Source organism: Rhizobium sp. 01N48, from assembly GCF_056399145.1.
The window spans coordinates 191,269-210,405 of record NZ_JBFTQT010000005.1 but is presented as its reverse complement, the minus strand read 5'-3'; the positions used below and the strand labels follow the sequence as shown (position 1 = coordinate 210,405).

General features: G+C 62.0%; 7 protein-coding genes. 2 read left to right on the top strand and 5 right to left on the bottom strand.

Going from position 1 to position 19,137, the window contains the following annotated elements; genetic code table 11:
• Positions 1-9: 9 nt before the first annotated feature.
• Positions 10-4,785, bottom strand: coding sequence for an NAD-glutamate dehydrogenase (locus AC1DOG_RS12770; protein WP_477928434.1), 4,776 nt, complete (start codon positions 4,783-4,785; stop codon positions 10-12).
• A 245-nt stretch (positions 4,786-5,030) separates the two neighbouring features.
• Between AC1DOG_RS12770 and pdxY the strand changes: the two genes are divergently transcribed.
• Positions 5,031-5,906: a pyridoxal kinase PdxY gene (pdxY, locus tag AC1DOG_RS12765; RefSeq protein WP_018901095.1), complete on the top strand. Its 876-nt coding sequence runs from the start codon at positions 5,031-5,033 to the stop codon at positions 5,904-5,906.
• Positions 5,907-5,975: 69 nt separating this feature from the next.
• Positions 5,976-6,617 (top strand): carbonic anhydrase, encoded by a 642-nt coding sequence (locus AC1DOG_RS12760; protein ID WP_018901094.1) that lies wholly within the window; start codon positions 5,976-5,978, stop codon positions 6,615-6,617.
• A gap of 75 nt (positions 6,618-6,692) precedes the next feature.
• Here the strand turns inward: AC1DOG_RS12760 and AC1DOG_RS12755 are convergent, their stop codons facing one another.
• The 4 genes from AC1DOG_RS12755 to AC1DOG_RS12740 all read right to left on the bottom strand — a co-directional run bounded on the left by AC1DOG_RS12755 (position 6,693) and on the right by AC1DOG_RS12740 (position 18,914).
• Positions 6,693-7,517 carry a lytic murein transglycosylase gene (locus AC1DOG_RS12755; protein ID WP_477928431.1) on the bottom strand — a complete coding sequence of 275 codons (825 nt, stop codon included), beginning with the start codon at positions 7,515-7,517 and terminating at the stop codon, positions 6,693-6,695.
• Between the two features lie 173 nt (positions 7,518-7,690).
• Entirely contained in the window at positions 7,691-8,725 is a 1,035-nt protein-coding gene (locus AC1DOG_RS12750; RefSeq protein ID WP_026283462.1) for an aspartate-semialdehyde dehydrogenase, read from the bottom strand.
• Positions 8,726-9,060: 335 nt separating this feature from the next.
• Positions 9,061-10,296 carry an OpgC family protein gene (locus AC1DOG_RS12745; RefSeq protein WP_477928429.1) on the bottom strand — a complete coding sequence of 412 codons (1,236 nt, stop codon included), beginning with the start codon at positions 10,294-10,296 and terminating at the stop codon, positions 9,061-9,063.
• Between the two features lie 98 nt (positions 10,297-10,394).
• A complete protein-coding gene (locus tag AC1DOG_RS12740; protein ID WP_477928427.1) occupies positions 10,395-18,914 on the bottom strand; it encodes a glycoside hydrolase family 94 protein in 8,520 nt (2,839 codons plus the stop codon).
• Positions 18,915-19,137: the final 223 nt, after the last annotated feature.

Below are 19,137 nucleotides of genomic sequence, written 5' to 3'. Positions count from 1 at the left end.
CGGACTGTCTCACCTCGTCCCGTCTCTGGCAAGATCGGTCAGCAGGCCGGCGGCGACGGTGATGCGGGCGAGATTCGGATCGCCACCCTCGCTTAGACCCGCCAGTTCCTCGGCGATGCGGTTGATCCTGATCCGGTCGCTCGCATGCCATGCCTGCACCGGCAGCTTTTCCTTGCCGTTGTTTGAGAGAGCGGAGTTCACGATATCGCGGCGCGCGGTCGCTATCTGGTCGAGGCTTCGCGCCAGCGCCAGGTTTTCGTAGTGATCCGAAGTGGTGATACGGCTGCCGGCTGCCAGCAGCCGGCCGATCCGGAAGGTCTGGCTGACCGCGAAATAGCTCTCGGCGGCGCGGATCAGCGGCTCGCCCGTGCGTTCCGCGATCTGCATGATCTCAGGCACGAGCGCGAAGCCGATCAGATGCGCGATCTCGGCCGAAAGCTTGTCCGGCACGCCGGCGGCCTGATACTCGGTCTGGCGCGCCTCGAGTTCGGGAACGACCTGATTGGCGAAGACCGGCTGCAGCTTCTTGAAAGCCGCACGAAGTCTGTCGATGGTTTCGGCGATATCACCCTTGGCCATCTGCATCTTCAACAGCAGGCGCGTCAGCACGGTGAAGATATGGCTGATCTCCTCGTAGATGCGGTTCTGCATCTGGCCGGAAATCCTACCGTCAAGTGCATCGGTCTCGCTCCAGAGCCGGCTGAGATCGAAGCCGTCGCGGGCGATGATGGCGGCGCGCACCACTTCGGGTGCCGATGCGGCCGTCGCGTCCATCATGCTGACGGCAAAGCTCGGGCCGCCGCGGTTGATGGCCTCGTTGGCCAGCACGGTCGCCACGATCTCGCGCTTCAGGCGGTGATTGGCGATATCCGAGGCGTTGGACTTGCGCATCTTGGCCGGGAAATATTGCGAGAGCGTCGCCTCGAAATAGGGATCATCCGGCAGATCGCTTGCCGCGAGCGCATCGAAGAGAACGATCTTGGCGTAGGATAGCAGGACGCCGATCTCCGGCCGCGTAAGCGGTCTGTTGGCGGCGTAGCGTTCGGCCATGGTGGTGTCGTCGGGGAGCGTCTCGACCTTGCGGTTGAGCTGCTTGGCCGTCTCCAGAACGCCCATGAAGCGGGTGAGCTCGAGGCCGTTCGCGGTGCCCTTGCGCTCGGTCAGTGAGATGGCGAGCGACTGGAGGTAGTTGTTGCGGAGCACCAGCTTGCTGACTTCGTCGGTCATTGAAGATAGCAGCTGGTCGCGCTTCTGTCGCGTCAGCCGGTCGTCATGCATGGCGGCTGCGAGCGCGATCTTGATGTTGACTTCGACGTCCGAAGTGTTGACGCCGGCCGAGTTGTCGATCGCATCGGAATTGCAGCGCCCGCCCTTCAGGCCATAGGCGATGCGGCCGCGCTGGGTGACGCCGAGGTTGGCACCCTCGCCGATGACCTTGGCACGCACCTCGTCGGCGCTGATGCGGATGGGATCGTTGGCGCGGTCGCCAACGTCGGTATCGGTTTCGGCTGTCGCCTTCACATAGGTGCCGATGCCGCCGAACCAGAGCAGGTCGACAGGGCTTTTCAGGATCGCGGTCATGACTTCAAACGGCGTCGCGACCGTCTTGTCCATGCCGATCGCGGCGGCGGCCTGCGCGGTCAGCGTTACCGATTTCGTCGAGCGCGAGATGATCATGCCGCCCTTCGAGAGCAGGTTCTTGTCGAAGTCCTGCCAGCTCGAGCGCGGCAGATTGAACAGCCGCTGACGCTCCGCCAAGGTCTTTGCCATGTCAGGATCGGGATCGATGAAGATGTCGCGGTGGTCGAAGGCGGCCAGAAGCCGGATCTTCGGCGACAAGAGCATGCCGTTGCCGAAGACGTCGCCCGACATGTCGCCAACGCCTGCGACGGTGAACGGCGTCGTCTGGATGTCGATGTCCATCTCGCGGAAATGGCGCTTCACAGTCTCCCAGGCGCCGCGCGCGGTGATGCCCATCTTCTTGTGGTCATAACCGGCGGAGCCGCCCGACGCGAAGGCGTCGTCGAGCCAGAAGCCGGCTTCCTGTGCCAGCGCATTCGCGGTGTCGGAGAAGGTTGCCGTGCCCTTGTCGGCGGCGACGACGAAGTAGGGGTCGTCGCCATCAAGTCGCACCGTGTTTTCAGGCGGGATGATTTCGGTGCCGGAAATGTTGTCGGTGATCGAGAGCAGCGTGCGGATGTAGGTCTTGTAGGCTTCACGCCCGGCATTGAAAATCTCGTCGCGATTGCCGCCGACAGGGAGCCTCTTCGGATAAAAGCCGCCCTTGGCGCCGACAGGCACGATCACGGCGTTCTTGACCTGCTGCGCCTTTACGAGGCCCAGCACTTCGGTGCGATAATCCTCGGCTCGATCCGACCAGCGAAGCCCGCCGCGGGCCACCCGGCCGAAGCGCAGGTGAACGCCCTCGACCTCGACACCGTAGACGAACATTTCGCGGAACGGCTTCGGCGCCGGCAGGCCGTCGATCAGATGCGGATCGAGCTTGAAGGCCAGCATCGCCTTTGCGGAACCATCGGGATTGCGCTGGAAGTAGTTGGTGCGCAGCGTCGAGTCGACCACGTTGACATAGCGGCGCAGGATACGGTCGTCATCAAGGCTTGGAACGTCCGACAGCGCGGTCTCGATCTTGGCGTGAAGATCGGTCGCCTTTTTGATCCTGTTCTTCTCGGTCAGCTTCGGGTCCAGGCCGTCGTGGAATAGGCGGAAGATGAGCGAGGAGATAGCCGGGTATTTATCCAGCGTCGTTGCGATGTAATCCTGCGAATAGGCGATGCCGGCCTGACGGAGATAGCGCGAGTAGGCGCGCAAGACGCTTGTCTCGCGGGCCGACAGGCCTGCCGAGATGATCAGGCGATTGAAGTTGTCGTTGTCGATGACGCCGGCAAAGGCGAACAGGAAGGCTTCTTCCAGCGCGGCTCCATGCTGCTGCAGATCGATCTCGGCGCCGCTTTGGGCCTCAAGTTCCATGTCATGCAGCACCACCAGCTTCTCGCTGCCGTCGGCGAGCGTCACGTTGATGTCGAAGGTGCCTTCGCTGATGACGCTGAAGCCGAGATTCTCGAGAAGCGGCACGCGGCGGGAAAGTGCGAGCTGGCCATTGAAGTGGAAGATCTTGAGGCAGAGAAGCGACACGCCATCCTTGATGCGCGTGTAGAATTCGATGCGGATCTGCTCGCCCGTGGCGCAGGCGACGATGTCGGCGAAGTCGGCGAAGGTTTCTTCCGGCGGGAAGAGATCCTGGTAGGCGTTGCTGACCTTGATCTTTGGCGCCTTCGGTCCGGCAAGCATTTCGAAACGGTCGTCCCAGCGAGCCGTGATGGCGCGGATCGCTTCTTCGAGCTTTGCCTGAGGGATACGCGGCGTCTTTCCGCCGGAGCGGCCGATGATGAAATGGACGCGGGCGACGCCGCCTTCGGGGAAAGCCGGGTAATAGGCCGAGACGCGGCCATCATAGATGGTCTTGAGATAGGTGCCGATCTTCTCGCGCACGATCGAATCATATTCCTCGCGCGGGACGTAGACGATGACGGAGACGAAACGATCGAAGTGATCGATGCGCGGCAGCACCCGCACGCGCGGCCTGTCGGTCAGATCGTTGATCTGCTCGGCGAAGGTGGCAAGCAGCTGGGTGTCGATCTGGAAGAGATCGTCGCGCGGGTAGGATTCCAGCGTATTGTCGAGCATACGGCCGGAATGGCTCATCGGATCGAAGCCGAAATGCTCCTTCACCTTCTCCACCTTCGAACGCAGCAGCGGGATATCAGTTGCGAGCGACGTGTAGGCCGTGGAGGTGAAGAGACCGACGATGCGCAGCTCACCGGTGACGTTGCCATTCTCATCGAAGCGTTTCACGCCGACATAATCCATGTAGGCGCGGCGGTGGACGACGGATTTGACGTTGGCCTTGGTGACGATCAGGAACTCCGGGCCGTCGAGGAAGGCGAGGATTTCGGGCGTCGTGGTGACGGCATCGCGGCCGGTCCGGAGCACCAGGACATCGGGATTGGAAAGGATGCCGAGCCCCGTGCCCTTGTCGCGTTCGACCTTCGCATCCGAGCCCTTGCCGGAATAGACATACTCGCGCATGCCCAGAAGGGTGAAGTTGGCGTCGCGCAGCCATGTCAGGAAAGCGACCGCTTCATCGCGATCCGCCTTGCGGCGGCCGACATTGCGAGACGACAGTTCGTCGATGGCAGTGCCAAGCTTGTCCAGCATCGGCTTCCAGTCGGAAACCGACAGGCGCACCTGTTCGAGGACGATTTCGATCCGCTCGATCAGATCGGCGGACTGCGCCGGGGTGAGCGGGGCGAGGTGTAGCTGGATGTGGCTGACGCGGTTTGCCGGCTCGCCGGGCATATCCGGCGAATAGAGTTCCGGCGGATGACCTGGCTGCATGACGAGAATGGGATGAACCGCCATGAAGAGATCGCGGTAGCTGCTCGTCACCTCGCCCATGACCGATTCGTAGAGGAACGGCATGTTGTGATCGGTCACCGACAGGACCGATACCGCCACGCCATCTGGCTCGACATTGTCGAGCGAGGTGACGGTGACGCGCGGCGCGTTGCCGGTCCAGGCGGCGAGCTCGGCCGCGCAGTGGACGGCGGAAATCGCCAGCATTTCAGGCGTGTAGGATTCGAGGTCGTCGCCGCTGGCGCGTCCGAAGAGGATATCCGGCGCGAGATAGTGCTCGCCCATCGCCGTCGCGATCTTGTTCGCACTCTCGATCTGTTTTTCCCGTTTCGGATTGTTTCGAGCAGCCATTGACTGTGTCCCCCATTTTCTCGATTGCGCGCAGGTTAGCAGAAGGTTTGACAGAAAAATTGCTAAAGTAGGGACGTCGATCGCAGTTTTCGTGCGAATTTAGCCGGCATGTCGTCAATTCTGTAAAAAGTGATCCGAATATGATTTTCGTCGCCAGAACTTTGATCACGTCCGAATGAAGAGTTGTTGACAGTCGCGCAGCAAAAAGACGATCAACTGAAGATCGGAACCCGGATCGGATAAACATGTCGCAGAATGCAGCAGGCACGGTCATCGTCATATCGAGCCACGTCGTTCGTGGATCGGTCGGCAATCGGGCGGCGGTATTCGCGCTCGAGACGCTCGGCCACCAGGTATGGGCGCTGCCGACCATCGTTCTGCCTTGGCATCCGGGCCATGGTCGTTCGACGCGGCTGACCTTCGCGGAGGCTGATTTCGATGCGGCGATCGACGATCTCATTCGCGCGCCCTGGATCGGCGAGGTCAAGGCGGTGCTTTCGGGCTATTTCGGCAATGCCGCGCAGGCCCGCTCCGTCGGCCGTCTGATCACGGCGCTCCGTGAGCGCAATCCCGATCTGTTTTACGTTTGCGATCCCGTCATGGGCGATCTCGGCGGGCTTTATGTTCCCGAGGCGACGGCCGAGGCGATCCGGGACCATCTGATCCCGCTGGCATCGTTGGCAACCCCAAATCGCTACGAACTCGCCTGGCTTTCCGGCGCGCCGCTGGAGAGCAATACCGAGATCATGGAGGCGGCACTCGCCCTTGGGCCTGCACGCATGCTGGTGACCTCGGCGGTGCCGATGATGGCTGGCGGAACGGGCAACCTCTATCTCTCCGGGCGCCACGCGCTGCTAGCCGAGCACCGGCTGATCGACAATCCGCCAAACGGGTTGGGCGATCTTCTTGCCGCGCTTTTCTTGTCGCGACTTCAGTCCGGCATGGAAGACGAGAAGGCGTTGCAGCTGGCGACGGCGAGCGTCTACGAGGTGCTGGCTCGGGCGGTGAAGCGCGGCAGCGACGAGCTGACGCTTGCAAACGACGCCTCCAGCCTGTCGACGCCGATGGCTATGGTGCAGATGCGGCATCTGATGCATCCGGCGCAGCGCCGAAAGAGCTAGCGGCCGCGCCGTTAACGCATTTGGCGCTGCGATATTGATCTTGCATCGCTCACGCTGTAATCGAAGATCATGCAGCGTTTTCCAGATACACTTCTCGACGGCTATCGCAACTTCATGAGCGGGCGTTATGCCGACGCTCGTGACAGGTACAGGACGTTGGCGGAGCACGGGCAGAGCCCGAGCACGCTGGTCATTGCCTGTTCGGACTCTCGCGCGGCGCCGGAACTTATCTTCGATTCCGGGCCCGGCGAGCTCTTCGTCGTCCGCAACGTCGCAAACATGGTGCCGCCCTACGAGCCTGATAGCAATTTCCATGCGACCTCGGCGGCGCTCGAGTTCGCGGTTCTGGCCCTGAAGGTTACCGATATCGTCGTCATGGGGCACGGTCGCTGCGGTGGCATCCGCGCGGCGCTCGATCCCGATGCCGAACCGTTGTCGCCTGGCGATTTCATTGGACGCTGGATGTCGCTGGTGCGGCCGGCAGCCGAGCAGATCCAGAGCAACGACGTGATGACACCCGGCGAACGCCAGACGGCGCTGGAGCGCGTGTCGATCCGCAACTCGATCGACAATCTCAGGACATTTCCGGAGATCAAGGCGCGCGAAGAGGCTGGTGACATCCAGCTGCACGGCGCGTGGTTCGATATTTCGACCGGCGAACTGTGGGTCATGGACGCGGAGACGCGCGACTTCATTCGCCCTGACGTCTGATACGACAAGCTTGGACAAGAAAAAAGGCGCTGCGGTTTCCCGCGGCGCCTTTTTCATTTCTTCACCAAGTGTGGATCAGTTCGCGTCGATCTGCTGGCCGATATAGGCGATCGCCTGCTGGTAGACCGTTGCGGCGTTCCAGCCCGAGATGGCTGCGAAGTTCGGCTCGCCGGGCTGGTAGCCAGCACCCGCACGCCAGCCGTGGCCCTTCAGGAAGTTCGCGGTCGAGGCCAGCGCGTCTGCGCGTGAGCCGACCATGTCGACCCGGCCGTCGCCATCGCCATCCGCGCCGTAGAGCACGACGTTGCGCGGGAGAAACTGTGTCTGACCGATTTCGCCGTGGGCGGCGCCGCGCGCCTGCGGGCTGAGGAAACCTTCGCCGACGAGCTGAAGCGCGGCGTAGAGCTGGTCAGTAAAATAGGCGGTGCGGCGGCAGTCGAAGGCGAGCGTCGAGACTGCGGACATGGTGTGCTGGGTGCCCATATAGCTGCCAAAGCCGGTTTCCATGCCCCAGATCGCGATCAGCGGGCCGGCCGGAACGCCGTACTTGCGTTCGATGTTGGCAAAGAGCGCTGCGTTGGCGCGCTTCATGCCCTTGCCGCGCGAGATGATGGCCTGGCCGCCGCGCTTCTGCATGAAGGCGTCGAAAGAGAGCTTGAAGCTCTTCTGGCCACGGTCGGCGGAGATGGTGGGTCTGTTGTAAACGACGTTGGCGAAAGCCTTGTCGAGAACGGAACGGCTGACGCCGTTGGCTGCTGCTTCCTGCTTGAAGGCAACCACCCACTGGTCGAAGCCCGCGCTGGTGTTGCTGCACTGTGGTGCCGCTTCAGCCGTTGCCGGAAGTGCCTGGAACATGGCGAACACTGCCGCCGCTGCCAGCAAAAGTCTTGTCTTGCGCATCGAATACCCCGATCCCGATCAGCCTAGCCTTCAGCCGGGCTGCAGCCCGCTATCGGCGATATTGTCCCGACCATCCTTTGATTAAGCGCGGGGAAGCCTTTCGGCACCCCGCGCCTTTGAGAATAAGCCTTAACTTAAGTAACGGGCTTAACAAGACATGGTTAAGAAAATATTCAAGCCGCCTGCTTGCGGGGCTTCACAAGTCCGCGATTGACGAGCAGTTCGGCGATCTGGATCGCGTTCAGTGCCGCGCCCTTGCGCAGGTTGTCGGAAACCACCCACATGTTGAGGCCGTTCTCGACGGTAGCGTCTTCACGGATGCGCGAGATGAAGGTCGCGTCTTCACCGGCGGATTCGTAAGGCGTGATGTAGCCGCCGTTCTCGTGCTTGTCGATGACCTGGCAACCCGGCGCATCGCGCAGGATATCGCGGGCCTGATCGGCAGTGATTTCCTTCTCGAACTCGATGTTGACCGATTCCGAGTGGCCGATGAAGACCGGAACGCGCACGGCCGTGCAGGTCACCTTGATCTTCGGATCGAGCATCTTCTTGGTTTCGGCCAGGACCTTCCACTCTTCCTTCGTATAGCCGTCTTCCATGAAGCTGTCGATGTGCGGAATGACGTTGAAGGCGATGCGCTTGGTGAACTTCTTGTTCTCGATCGGATCGGCGACGAAGACCGCGCGCGTCTGATTGAAGAGTTCGTCCATGCCGTCCTTGCCGGCGCCGGAAACGGACTGGTAGGTCGAGACGACGACGCGCTTGATGGTGGCGGCTTCGTGAAGCGGCTTCAAGGCCACGACGAGCTGGGCGGTCGAGCAATTCGGGTTTGCGATGATGTTGCGCTTGGTGAACTGCTCGATGGCGTCAGGGTTCACTTCCGGCACGATCAGCGGAACGTCTTGGTCGTAGCGCCATGCAGAGGAGTTGTCGATCACGACGCAGCCCTGCGCGCCGATCTTCGGCGACCACTTCTTCGATACGTCGCCGCCAGCAGACATCAGGCAGATATCGGTGTCGGAGAAGTCGTAGTTTTCGAGGTTCATGACCTTCAGCGTCTTGTCGCCGTAGGACACTTCAAGACCCTGCGAGCGCGCCGAGGCGAGCGCTACGACTTCGTCAGCGGGAAAACCGCGTTCGGAAAGGATGTTGAGCATCTCCCGGCCGACATTTCCGGTGGCTCCCGCAACTGCAACTTTAAAACCCATTTTCAAGCTCTCTTTCTCATCTCTCCTCTTGTTCGGTGAGGGGGAAAGCGCGCAACGATTGCGGCTTTCTGTCCCCAGCCGAGCCGGGGAGAGAGCGGCAGGCCAGAGACGTCAGACGGTTTTCGTCGTCGTTTTGGCCTTGGTTTTGGAAGAAACCGGAAAAATCATAACCATCCCGGCAACTCGTGCCCGGTCACTGCGTGCAGCAATGGCGTGTTCTTGGCGAACCATGGATATTCCTTTTCCACCGCTGCTCTTAAAAGGTTTTCCACAGGAGTCAAGGTTTTTGCTAGGGGCCGCGCTGTGCTGATAGCGCTGGCGCGGCCCTTACGGTGTCACTTCCGATTGATGCCACGGCCGTTATCGGCGCGTACGGAGACTGTCTGCAACGCGCCGGGCTGCGGTGCCTTCCGCGTGCCGGAGGTGGCGCGACCGAGCTTCCGCTTGCGCTCCAGATGATAGGCGTAGACGAACTGGATCACGATACCGAGAGCCACGAAGATCGGGCCGACGACCTGGTCACCGTTGTTGATGTAAAGCAGTACCTGGCCGATCATCGCCAGGATCGTGCCGGCGACGAAGATGTTCAGCGAATGGCGGCCGAAGATGACCAGCGGATTGTCCTCGGGACGACGCAGCAGGTCGGAGAGCGCGCCGATGTTGAGCACCAAGTAGGTGAGCGCGAGAACGTGCAGCAGACGCGGCAGCGACAGGAAAGTCTTGTCGAAGCCGGTGATGACTGGCGGCAGGCCAAGCGAGGCCAGAGCGTTGCCGATGCCCCAGAGCTGGCCGACGACCCACGCAAAAGACAAGGCGACATAGCCGGCTGCCAAAGCCATCAGCAGCGGGTGGTGCGGTAGCTTGCCACCACGGCGCACGTGCATCATGCCGACGATGCCGATCGTGAACAGAAACTGCCAGGACAGCGGATTGAGGAACCAGTAGCCCTCAAGCAGCGTGTTGTGTGGCGCGATTTCGTAGATCCCGGAGAAAAGCCAGACCGAACCAGAGACTGTCAATGCCAGCAGGGGGCTCTTGGCTTCCAGCAGGAGGATGATGGGGATCATCAGCATCAGCGCGCCGTACATCGGCAGGATGTTGTTGTAGCCGATCTGGTGGCCAAGCCCCATCAACGACGGAATGCCGGCCTGCGGATTGGTGAGCACTGGAAGGATATTGATTTCGCAAAGAAGGCCCGGACGGTGAAACAGCCAGGCGCCCGCGATGAACAGCGCGAGTGTCATGAATGTCGTGATCATGTGGGCGAGATAGAGCGTGAAGGCGCGCTTCGTCGATTTCTTGGCCGTTTCGAACCAGGTGGCGACCTTGAAGCGCGAGCCGTAGGCAATGCCCACGGCGATGCCCGAGATCAGCACGAAGGCTTCGGCCGCATCAGAGAAGCCGTAATTCTTTGTGGTCAGATGCTCGAAGATCTGGCCGGGCACGTGGTTGATAAAGATCGTGATCAGCGCGAGACCGCGCAGAACGTCCAGCCGCGTGTCTCGTTTCGATGGCGCCGCAGTCGCAATTCTGCGTTCTGCACCGAACGTTTTTTCGGGCGTCGATACCATTGACCTCTCCATGCTTCCGTTTTGCAAACGCAGTTGAGGCCAAAAGGTTTCCCTTTTGGCCTCAACGAATCGCCGGATGGTTTGCATGAGAAGTGCGGTTATCCGACCGGATATCCCTCATCGGGATCGGTGACTTGACGTCCGTTGATTGTCAAATCGTAGCCCCTCGGATGGGACGATTTTGAGACCGAAATGAGGTATTTAGCTCCTGCGTGTTCGATTTCCGCGGAGAAGCCTTCCCACGTTGTCGGCAGCGACGGCTTCACATGGATACGGCCGTTCTTGAGTCGGATTCCAAGGATGCCCTCGACGGCGGCGCGATAGAGCCAGCCGGCGGAACCGGTGTACCAGGTCCAGCCACCACGACCGGTCAAGGCGCCGTCGCCATAGACGTCGGCGGCGATGACATAGGGTTCTACGCGGTAGTGCTCGGCGGCTTCAGGGTCCTTGGCGTGGCTGATCGGGTTCAGGAGGTCGAAGCAACGCAGTGCGTCGTCGCCGCGATTGAGCTCGGCCAGAGCCATGACGACCCAGGTGGCGGCATGGGTGTACTGGCCACCGTTTTCGCGAACGCCGGGCGGATAGGCCTTGATGTAGCCGGGATCCTTGGCCGAGTTAGCAAAGGGCGGCGTGAACAGGCGGATGATGCGCGCGTCCATGTCGACGAGCTTTGCGAGGACCGAATCCATGGCCTTGGCGGCATGGGCCGGATCGCCCTCCCCTGAGAGAACGCTCCAGGACTGCGCGATCGAATCGATCTGGCATTCCAGGCTTTCTTTCGAACCGAGCAGACTGCCGTCGTCGAAAGTGCCGCGACGGTAGTGGGCGCCGTCCCAGGCAGCGGTTTCAAGCGCTGCCTTGAGTTCGGTCAGGTGCTTGCCCCAGCGTTCGACGCGGGCGGTGTCGCCACGTTCGTCGGCGAAGGCGCTGAAGGAGCGCAGCGCGCCAGCGAGGAACCAGCCGAGCCAGACGCTCGTGCCCTTGCCGCCGATGCCGACGCGGTTCATGCCGTCGTTCCAGTCGCCCCCGAGGAAGAGCGGCAGGCCGTTCGCTCCCTTGCGGGCGATGGCGAGATCGAGCGCGATGGCGGCATGCTCGTAGACGCTCACCGTGTCCTCGGATTTTTCCGGGCGGTAGAACGAATCGTGCTGTCCCTGAAGAAGCGCCGGACCCTCGATGAAGGCGAGCTCGTCGTCGAGAACACTCTTGTCGCCGGTCACCGTGCAATAGTGGTGGATGGCATAGGCCAGCCAGACCACGTCGTCGGAGATCAGCGTGCGAACGCCGGCGCCCGTTCCAGGCAACCACCAATGCTGGACGTCACCCTCGCGGAACTGACGCGAAGCGGCGTTGACGATCTGCTTGCGGGCGATCGACGGCTCGTGCAGCACGAAGGCCAACGTATCCTGCAGCTGGTCGCGGAAGCCAAATGCGCCGCTCGCCTGATAGAAGGCCGTGCGTGCCATGATGCGGCAACCGAGGCTCTGGTAGGGGAGCCAAGTGTTGATAAGGGTGTTCATGCCCTGATCAGGGGTCGAAATCTGTAGCTTGCCGGTGAAGGCGTGCCAGAAATCCCGATTTGCTTGTACCGCACCGTCGAAGGATGCCTTGCGGATATCGGCGATCAGCGTGCGGGCTTCTTCCTTCGTCGCGGTATCGCCGAGATAAAGGATGACATCGCGTTCCTCGCCGGCAGCGAGATCGATGTCGATTGCGAGAGCCGCTGCCGGATCACCATCCAGATCGATGTTGCTCGACAAAACGGTAGCCGGATTCAGGGCTGCTGGAGCCTTGATGGTGCCCGCCTTACCGATGAACTCGCGGCGGCTTGCTGTGTAGCCCGACAGTGTCTCGCTGGCTGCGAAGAAGGCCACGCGCGAGGAGTAGTCGATGCTGTAGTTGTTGCTGGCGAACAGGGCTCCGGTCTCGGCGTCATGCTCGGAGAGGATGAACGGCGCCGTCTTCTGCGGATTGTTGCCGAGTACCCACTCGACGTAGCCGTAGAGACGCAGCTTGCGCTGGCTGCTGCCGTTGTTGCGCAGGCGCAAGCGCTGCAGCTTTACCGGCCGCTCGCGATCAACTGTCTGCGTCAGCTCCAGAGAAACGTCGTTCTGCACGCTGGAGAAGACCGAGTAGCCGAGGCCATGGCGGGCCTCGAACTGGATGTCCTGACGATCGGACAGGGCAGCAAACGGCGTCATCACGGTTCCGCTGTCGCGATCCATCACATAGATCGCTTCGCCCGGGCGGTTGATGACGGCGTCGTTTGTCCAAGGGGTCAATTGGTAGTCACGCGAATTGGTGCTCCACGTGAAACCAGCGCCTTCCGCCGCGACGTGGAAACCGAACTTGTCGTTCGAGATCACGTTGATCCACGGCTGCGGGGTGGCGTGGCCACCAGGGATGCGGACGACATATTCGCGCCCGTCGCCGGAGAAGCCGCCGATACCGTTCCAGAAGTTCAGATCGCCATGCTCTTCGACAACCAATGCCGGGACCTGCGCCTTGGCGACCGGCGCCGTGCGCTTGGCGCGCGACTTCGTGGCGTTGACCTTCTCGAGTTCCTGCTGCTCTTCCTTGGTTGGCGCAAACAGCGCCACGGCACGATTGATCTGATCGATGATCTTGCCGTTCTTGGCATGGAAGGTCACGCGGGATGCCGAGATCAGCGCATGATAGGTCGCCTCCTCCATCAGATCCTTGCGGACCGTGAAGATGTGCTGGCGCAGGCCATCGGCCTGACCGAGACGACGAACGTTCTCGGCCATCTGGTCGACGGCGTGCTGCATGTCCTGTGCGTAGGAGGATGCACGCTCGTTCATGATCACGAGATCGGCGGTGACGCCGCGCGAGCGCAGGTATTCCTGTGCCAGCAGCGCTTCCCTTGCGATATCCAGATCCATGTCGTCGTTGATGCGCAGGGTGAAGATCGGGAAGTCGCCCGAAATCGCCAGCGGCCAAAGCGAGGACTGCGACTGCATGCCCGCCTGAACCGCTGCCGTATCCGCACGCAGATACATGTCGGGGTAGACGAGGTGCCGGCCGAGATGCTGGAAGGCGGATGCCTGCTGCGAGGTCACGCCGACATGGCGCATCTGCACCTGCGTGCGCGTCCAGGCCTGGACGAGCTCGTGGTTGAAGGCATCGGCGTGACGGTAGCGATCGACCGCCTGATCCACCTCGTTGCGCGATGGCGCCGCGATGGTCCAGAAAATGACGCTGACCTTCTTGCCGGCAGGAACGCGGACGGTGCGGCGCAGCGACAGCACCGGATCGAGCGTGAAACCGTCGGTGCCCGAGAGCGTCGCGCCCTGGTCGAAGGCGGCAGCGTTTGCAAGGCTGCGGCCGCGGCCGAGGAACTTGCGACGGTCGGTTTCGAACTCGGTGTGGCGCGTCGCGCCGGCATTGTCGACGATCAGATGCGCGACCGCGATATTCGGCTCGTTGCCGTCGCGCTTGTTGCGCTCGACGCGAATGACGTCGCCGCGCTTGCCGATCTCCGTCTTCACGAACATGCGGGCGAAGGCCGGATGCGCGTTGTCGGTGTCGTCGTTGGTCAAGACCGGTTCGAGATAGGAGGTCACTTCGATGAAGCGGTCTTCCGTGCCGGTGTTGAGCAGCGTCAGGCGGCGGCCTTCGGCATCGTGCTCGGTGGCGACGATGACCTCGACTTCGCTGGTGAGCTCGCCGACGGTCTTGGTGAATTCCGCCTTTTCATCGGCGAAGAGAACCTTGACCTGCTCGCCTTCGATGCTCTTCGGTTCCGCCGTCGCCGACCACCATTCGTTGGTGGCGGTGTCGCGCAGGAAGATGAAGGTGCCCCAGCGATCTTCGGTCGGATCGGGCTTCCAGCGGGATACGGACTGGCCGTTCCAGCGCGAATAGCCAGCGCCGGTGGCGGTCAGCATCATCGAGTAGTGGCCGTTGGAGAGGAAGACAAGTTCGCGGTCGCGTGCGGCCGGATCGTAGATCTTGCGGATTTCCGGACGCAGCAGGTCGTCCTGGATGCTGGCCGGGGTGTCGGACTCGTGCTTGCCGCTCATGACGGGAATGTCGCGCGGCGCCTTTTCCTGCAGCATCAGCTCTGCCGCTTCGATGACGGGATCGGAGTGGAAGAGTTCGCGCAGATGGCCGTTGAAGGCGACGTTGGCGACGGCCGCGATCGACATGCCATGGTGGTGGGCATAGTAGTTGTAGACGACCGCGCAGGTCTTGCCCTCGGGCACGCGGGTCGGCGTGAAGTCCACGGCGTCGTGGAAGCCGTATTTGCCGAGCGCGCCGAGCTTGCGCAGGCGTTCGAGGTTCTCGATGGCCGCCGGCGGATTGTACTGGCTGGCGAGGATCGAGGCGTAGGGGGCGATGACGGCGTTGTGGCCGAGACCGCGCTTCAGGCCCAGCGTCGGTACGCCGAAGTTCGTGTACTGGTAGTTGAGGTTATGGTCGCGGGCGTTGAAGGCCGCTTCCGAGATACCCCACGGAATGCCCAGCTTGCGGGCATAATTCATCTGCTCGACCACGACCAGATTGTTGGTCTGGTTGAGGATACCGCCGCCACGCTCCTGCATGACAAGAGGCGGCATCAGATATTCGAACATCGAGCCGGACCAGGAGACCAGCGCACCGCGCGAGCCAACCGGCACGACCTGACGGCCGAGGCGGTACCAGTGTTCGGTCGGCAGGTCGCCCTTGGCGATGCCGAAGAGACTTGTGAGGCGGCATTCCGATGCCAGAAGGTCGTAGCAGGCCTGATCGAGCTCGCCGCTTTCGACGCGGTAACCGATCGACAAAAGACGACGCTCTGGACGGAAAAGGAAGCCGAAGTCCATCGAGAAGGCCAGATCGCGTGCCTTGTCGCGGAGCGCGATCAGGCGCGGACGCAGCGCGTCTATGTTGGCGAGGTCGAAGGTGCTGTCGGAGATATGGGCTTCGCAGACCTTCACCAGTGCCTCGGCCCACTGGGTGACCTCGGCGCTGAGCGCCGACTTCACCTCGTGATCGAGGTTGGCGGCGAGCTTCTGGATGTCGCGGGCAAGAACCGAGAGGTTGATGATGCGGATCGATGCGAATTCGTGCTCGCGCTTGACGGCGGCGAGCGCGTTCTGGAAGCCGATGATGCGTTCTTCCAGGCGGCGGCGCAGCGGACGCACGGTCTTGCGATCATCCGGCAGGTCGGCCAGCACTTCGGCCAGGATGCCTGCGGTGTCGCCGACGCCGTCGAGGCTGCCTTGCATGTGCGCCGACGGGGCTTCGGCCCAGTTGCGGCAGGCGGACGAGATCGCGATCAGGTGACCGGCGAGGTTGCCGCTGTCGACGGCGGAGACGTAGCGCGGTCCAAGCGTTTCCAGCGTATCGGTGTGATACCAGTTGAACAGGTGGCCGCGGAATTTCTCCATCTTGTCGATGGTGGCGATCGTCTGCTCCAGGCGCTCAATGGTTTCCTCGAAGGAGAACCAGCCGAATTGGCGGCCGGAGACCACTGACAGGAGGTAGACGCCGATGTTGGTCGGAGACGTGCGGGTCGCGACGATGACGTGCGGCGTCTCCTGAACGTTATCAGGCGGCAGGTAGTTCTGTTCGGCCGTGGTGAAGGTGTCGAAATAGCGCCAGGTGCGGCGCGCGATCTTGCGCAGATCGTTGGAGACGGATTCGGCAACTTCGAGGCGATCTTCAGTCTCGGCCGACTGGCTGACGTAATAGGCGACCAGCGGGGAGAGAATCCAGAGCGCAACGAAGGGGATGCCGACCAGATAAGCCTTGTCGCCGGAGACGACGGCGAAGGCGAGGCCGAGCACGGCCAGCACCGGTGCATGCCACATGGCCTTGTAGTAGGACCAGATCGTGCCCTGCTTGCCGGCCTGGACGCTGGCTGCGGTTTTCCACTGCAGCATCAGCTTGTGGCTTACGAAGAGGCGGTAGAGCGAGCGGCCGATGGCGTCAGCCATCATGCAGGCGCCGTCGGCGATGAAGACGATGCGGAGCGCCACCTGCGCGTTGGCGGCGCGGATGTCGGACCAGACGGTATAGAGGTGGGCGCGCGCGACGATATCGCTGGTGCGCGGGATGATGCCGTTGATCAGCGACAGCGTCGGAGCGACGAACAGGCAGAAGATCAGGACGATCTGCCAGATCAGGGCGCCGAGCGGATCCATGAAGTACCAGCCGAGCACGGAAGCGAAGAACCAGGCGATCGGGGTCAGCGAGCGGCGCAGGTTGTCGAACATCTTCCAGCGGCCGAGCGCGGTGACGCCGTGCTTGGTGCTGAACATGTAAGGCAGCAGCTGCCAGTCGCCACGCGCCCAGCGATGCTGGCGCGACGTCTCGACTTCGTAGCGGGTCGGGAAGTCCTCGACGAGTTCGAGGTCGGTCACAAGCGCGCAACGCGCCATCGAGCCTTCGAGCAGGTCGTGGCTGAGAACCGAGTTTTCTTCGATGCGTCCCTTCAGGGCCGCTTCGAAGGCATCGACGTGATAGAGGCCCTTGCCGGTGAAGGTGCCCTCGCCCGCGAGGTCCTGATAGACGTCGGAGACGGTGAAGACATAGGGGTCCAGACCGCGGTTGATCGAGAAGACGCGCTGGAAGACCGAGGCGTCCTTGCCCGTCGTCAGAGACGGCGTCACGCGCGGCTGCAGGACGCCATAGCCGCTTTCGACGCGACCGGTTTCCGGGTTGATCACGGGGCGGTTGGTCGGGTGATAGAGCTTGCCGACGAGCTTGGTTACGGCGTCGCGCATCAGGCGCGTATCGGCGTCGAGCGTCATCACGTACTGCACGTTTTCAGGCACGATATTGGCGCCCGGCAGATAGGTCGTGTCGCGGTCGCCGCGCAGGAGCAGGTTCAGTTCGTGCAGCTTGCCGCGCTTGCGCTCCCAGCCCATCCATGCGCCTTCCGACGGATTGTAGAGGCGGCGGCGGTGCAGGAGATAGAAGCGGGTCTTGCCGTCATAGGCATAGCGCGCCGAGAGGTTGGCGACTTCGCGACGCGCGTAGTCGAGAACTTCGAGATCGGCGGCCGTCTCCTCGACCTGGCTGTCCGGCCAGTCGCTGAGGAGCGCGAAGTAGATTTCGCCGCGCGGGTTGGCGAGATAGTGAACCTCGATGTTGCGGACGAGTTCGTCGACGCTGTCGCGGTTCGAGATCAGGCAGGGAACGACCAGAAGCGTGCGGGCGTCCTCCGGAATGCCTTCCTTGAACTCATAGCCGACGAGGCGCGCCGGCGTGACGAAGAAGGAGAGCACGGTGTTGAATAGACCCGTCGCGCCTTCCGATGCCGGCAGCGAGAACATGATCAAGAGCAGGATGATCGCGATCGGCGCCATGCCGGCGCTCGCCATGAAATGGCCGACGATAACCATCGCGAGAATGGTCAGGAGCAGTACCGGTACCGCGATCGACAGCCAGTTGAATCGGCGCACGGCGCGAACGAAATGCTGCACCAGCGTCGGGCTGTAGGTCGCTCTTGCTTCCAGCTTCGGACGCTGCGCGCCGGCCAGGAATGCGCCAACGTTCGGCTCATGGGGTTGCTCGTCGGCGGACGCCTTGGCTTCATCAGTCATGTCGAGCGCGAGCTGCGCGATCTCCATTTCGGTCATGGTGGAGCGCTTGGCGAGCTTTTCGATCTGCTTGCGGTACTTGTTGCGCGAGCCGGAATCGAGAAGGCCGTAGTCGGAATTGTCCCAGAGCAGCTTGTCGACGTGGCTGACCTGCTCGACCCAGACCGACCATTCGGTGTCGTCGATCTCGCGCAGGCTGCGAATGATGTTGCCCATCGTGACGTTGCCGGAGGAGAGACGGCTGTGTTCTGCCATCGTCGTCGCTTCGGTGTCACGGCCGAGCGCCTCGAGGCGCTCATCCAGCCATGTGATGGCGAGGCTCGAGGTCTGCGAGCCGTCGCGCATGCGGTAGAGGAACTGCGTCGAGAAGGTGTTGTCCTCGGCAAGCGGTTCAAGCGTCTTCAGATACTCGGCTGCCTTCGCGGGATCAGTCAGGCGCACCAATTCGTCGGCTGCCTCATTGGCGCGGCGGCGCATGCGGCGGCTGCGCTCGACGCGGATCGAGATGCGGCGCAGGTTTTCGACCAGAACGTAACGCACCAGCGAAGGCAGCGCCCAGAGCTCGCCGATCCGCAGTGTCTCATGTTCCTGGAATCCATCGACCAGAGCGGTCAGGCTTTCCTGCGAAATGGTGCTGTGCGTGTGCGCGACATAGAGCCAGGCCAGCGCCAGTGTGCGCGGGATCTTGGTGCCGTTCACATCGATCGTCGGCAGTTCGCGATAGAAGCGCTTGGGGAAGTCTCGGCGGACTTCCTGGATTGCTTCCTCGACGATGTAGTGGTTGTCCAGAAGCCACTCGGCGGCGGGGGTAATCGTCTCACCGGCCTCCACATCAGCCGCCGTTGTGCGGTAGACGCGCAGGATTTCCTTCTCATTCTCCTTATGCCGGGCGAAGAAGTCGAAGGGTGCGAAAGCGACCAGCGAGTTGACACCTGACGTGGCTGCGGATGCACCCATCGCCCTGATGTCTTCGATCGACATATAGGTCGCGCGGATCGAGTCGTTGTGATCGATCTGCTTGGTTTCGGACTCGCGGGACGGGCTCGGAGACGTGGGGGAAATAGACATGGGTTCGGTTCTGGATCCAAACAAAGTTATGGTCGGTAGGGTTTGCCTTGTGCACTGCCAAATATGACTGCCGCATGAACAATACCGGTCTTTTGCGGCCACACTGAAAACATTGGCAGGTGCAATCGAACGGCAATGCGAATCGATTTAGATTTGATCTTGCGACCAGCCGGGCAAAGAGGTGGGTGAGATTGAACGACGCCTCCCCGCCAAGCCAATCGGG

Excerpts from the sequence above, each read along its gene's own strand:
- AC1DOG_RS12770 (WP_477928434.1), bottom strand. The coding sequence starts at position 4,785 with ATGGCTGCTCGAAACAATCCGAAACGGGAAAAACAGATCGAGAGTGCG.
- pdxY (WP_018901095.1), top strand. The coding sequence starts at position 5,031 with ATGTCGCAGAATGCAGCAGGCACGGTCATCGTCATATCGAGCCACGTC.
- AC1DOG_RS12760 (WP_018901094.1), top strand. The coding sequence starts at position 5,976 with ATGCAGCGTTTTCCAGATACACTTCTCGACGGCTATCGCAACTTCATG.
- AC1DOG_RS12755 (WP_477928431.1), bottom strand. The coding sequence starts at position 7,517 with ATGCGCAAGACAAGACTTTTGCTGGCAGCGGCGGCAGTGTTCGCCATG.
- AC1DOG_RS12750 (WP_026283462.1), bottom strand. The coding sequence starts at position 8,725 with ATGGGTTTTAAAGTTGCAGTTGCGGGAGCCACCGGAAATGTCGGCCGG.
- AC1DOG_RS12745 (WP_477928429.1), bottom strand. The coding sequence starts at position 10,296 with ATGGTATCGACGCCCGAAAAAACGTTCGGTGCAGAACGCAGAATTGCG.
- AC1DOG_RS12740 (WP_477928427.1), bottom strand. The coding sequence starts at position 18,914 with ATGTCTATTTCCCCCACGTCTCCGAGCCCGTCCCGCGAGTCCGAAACC.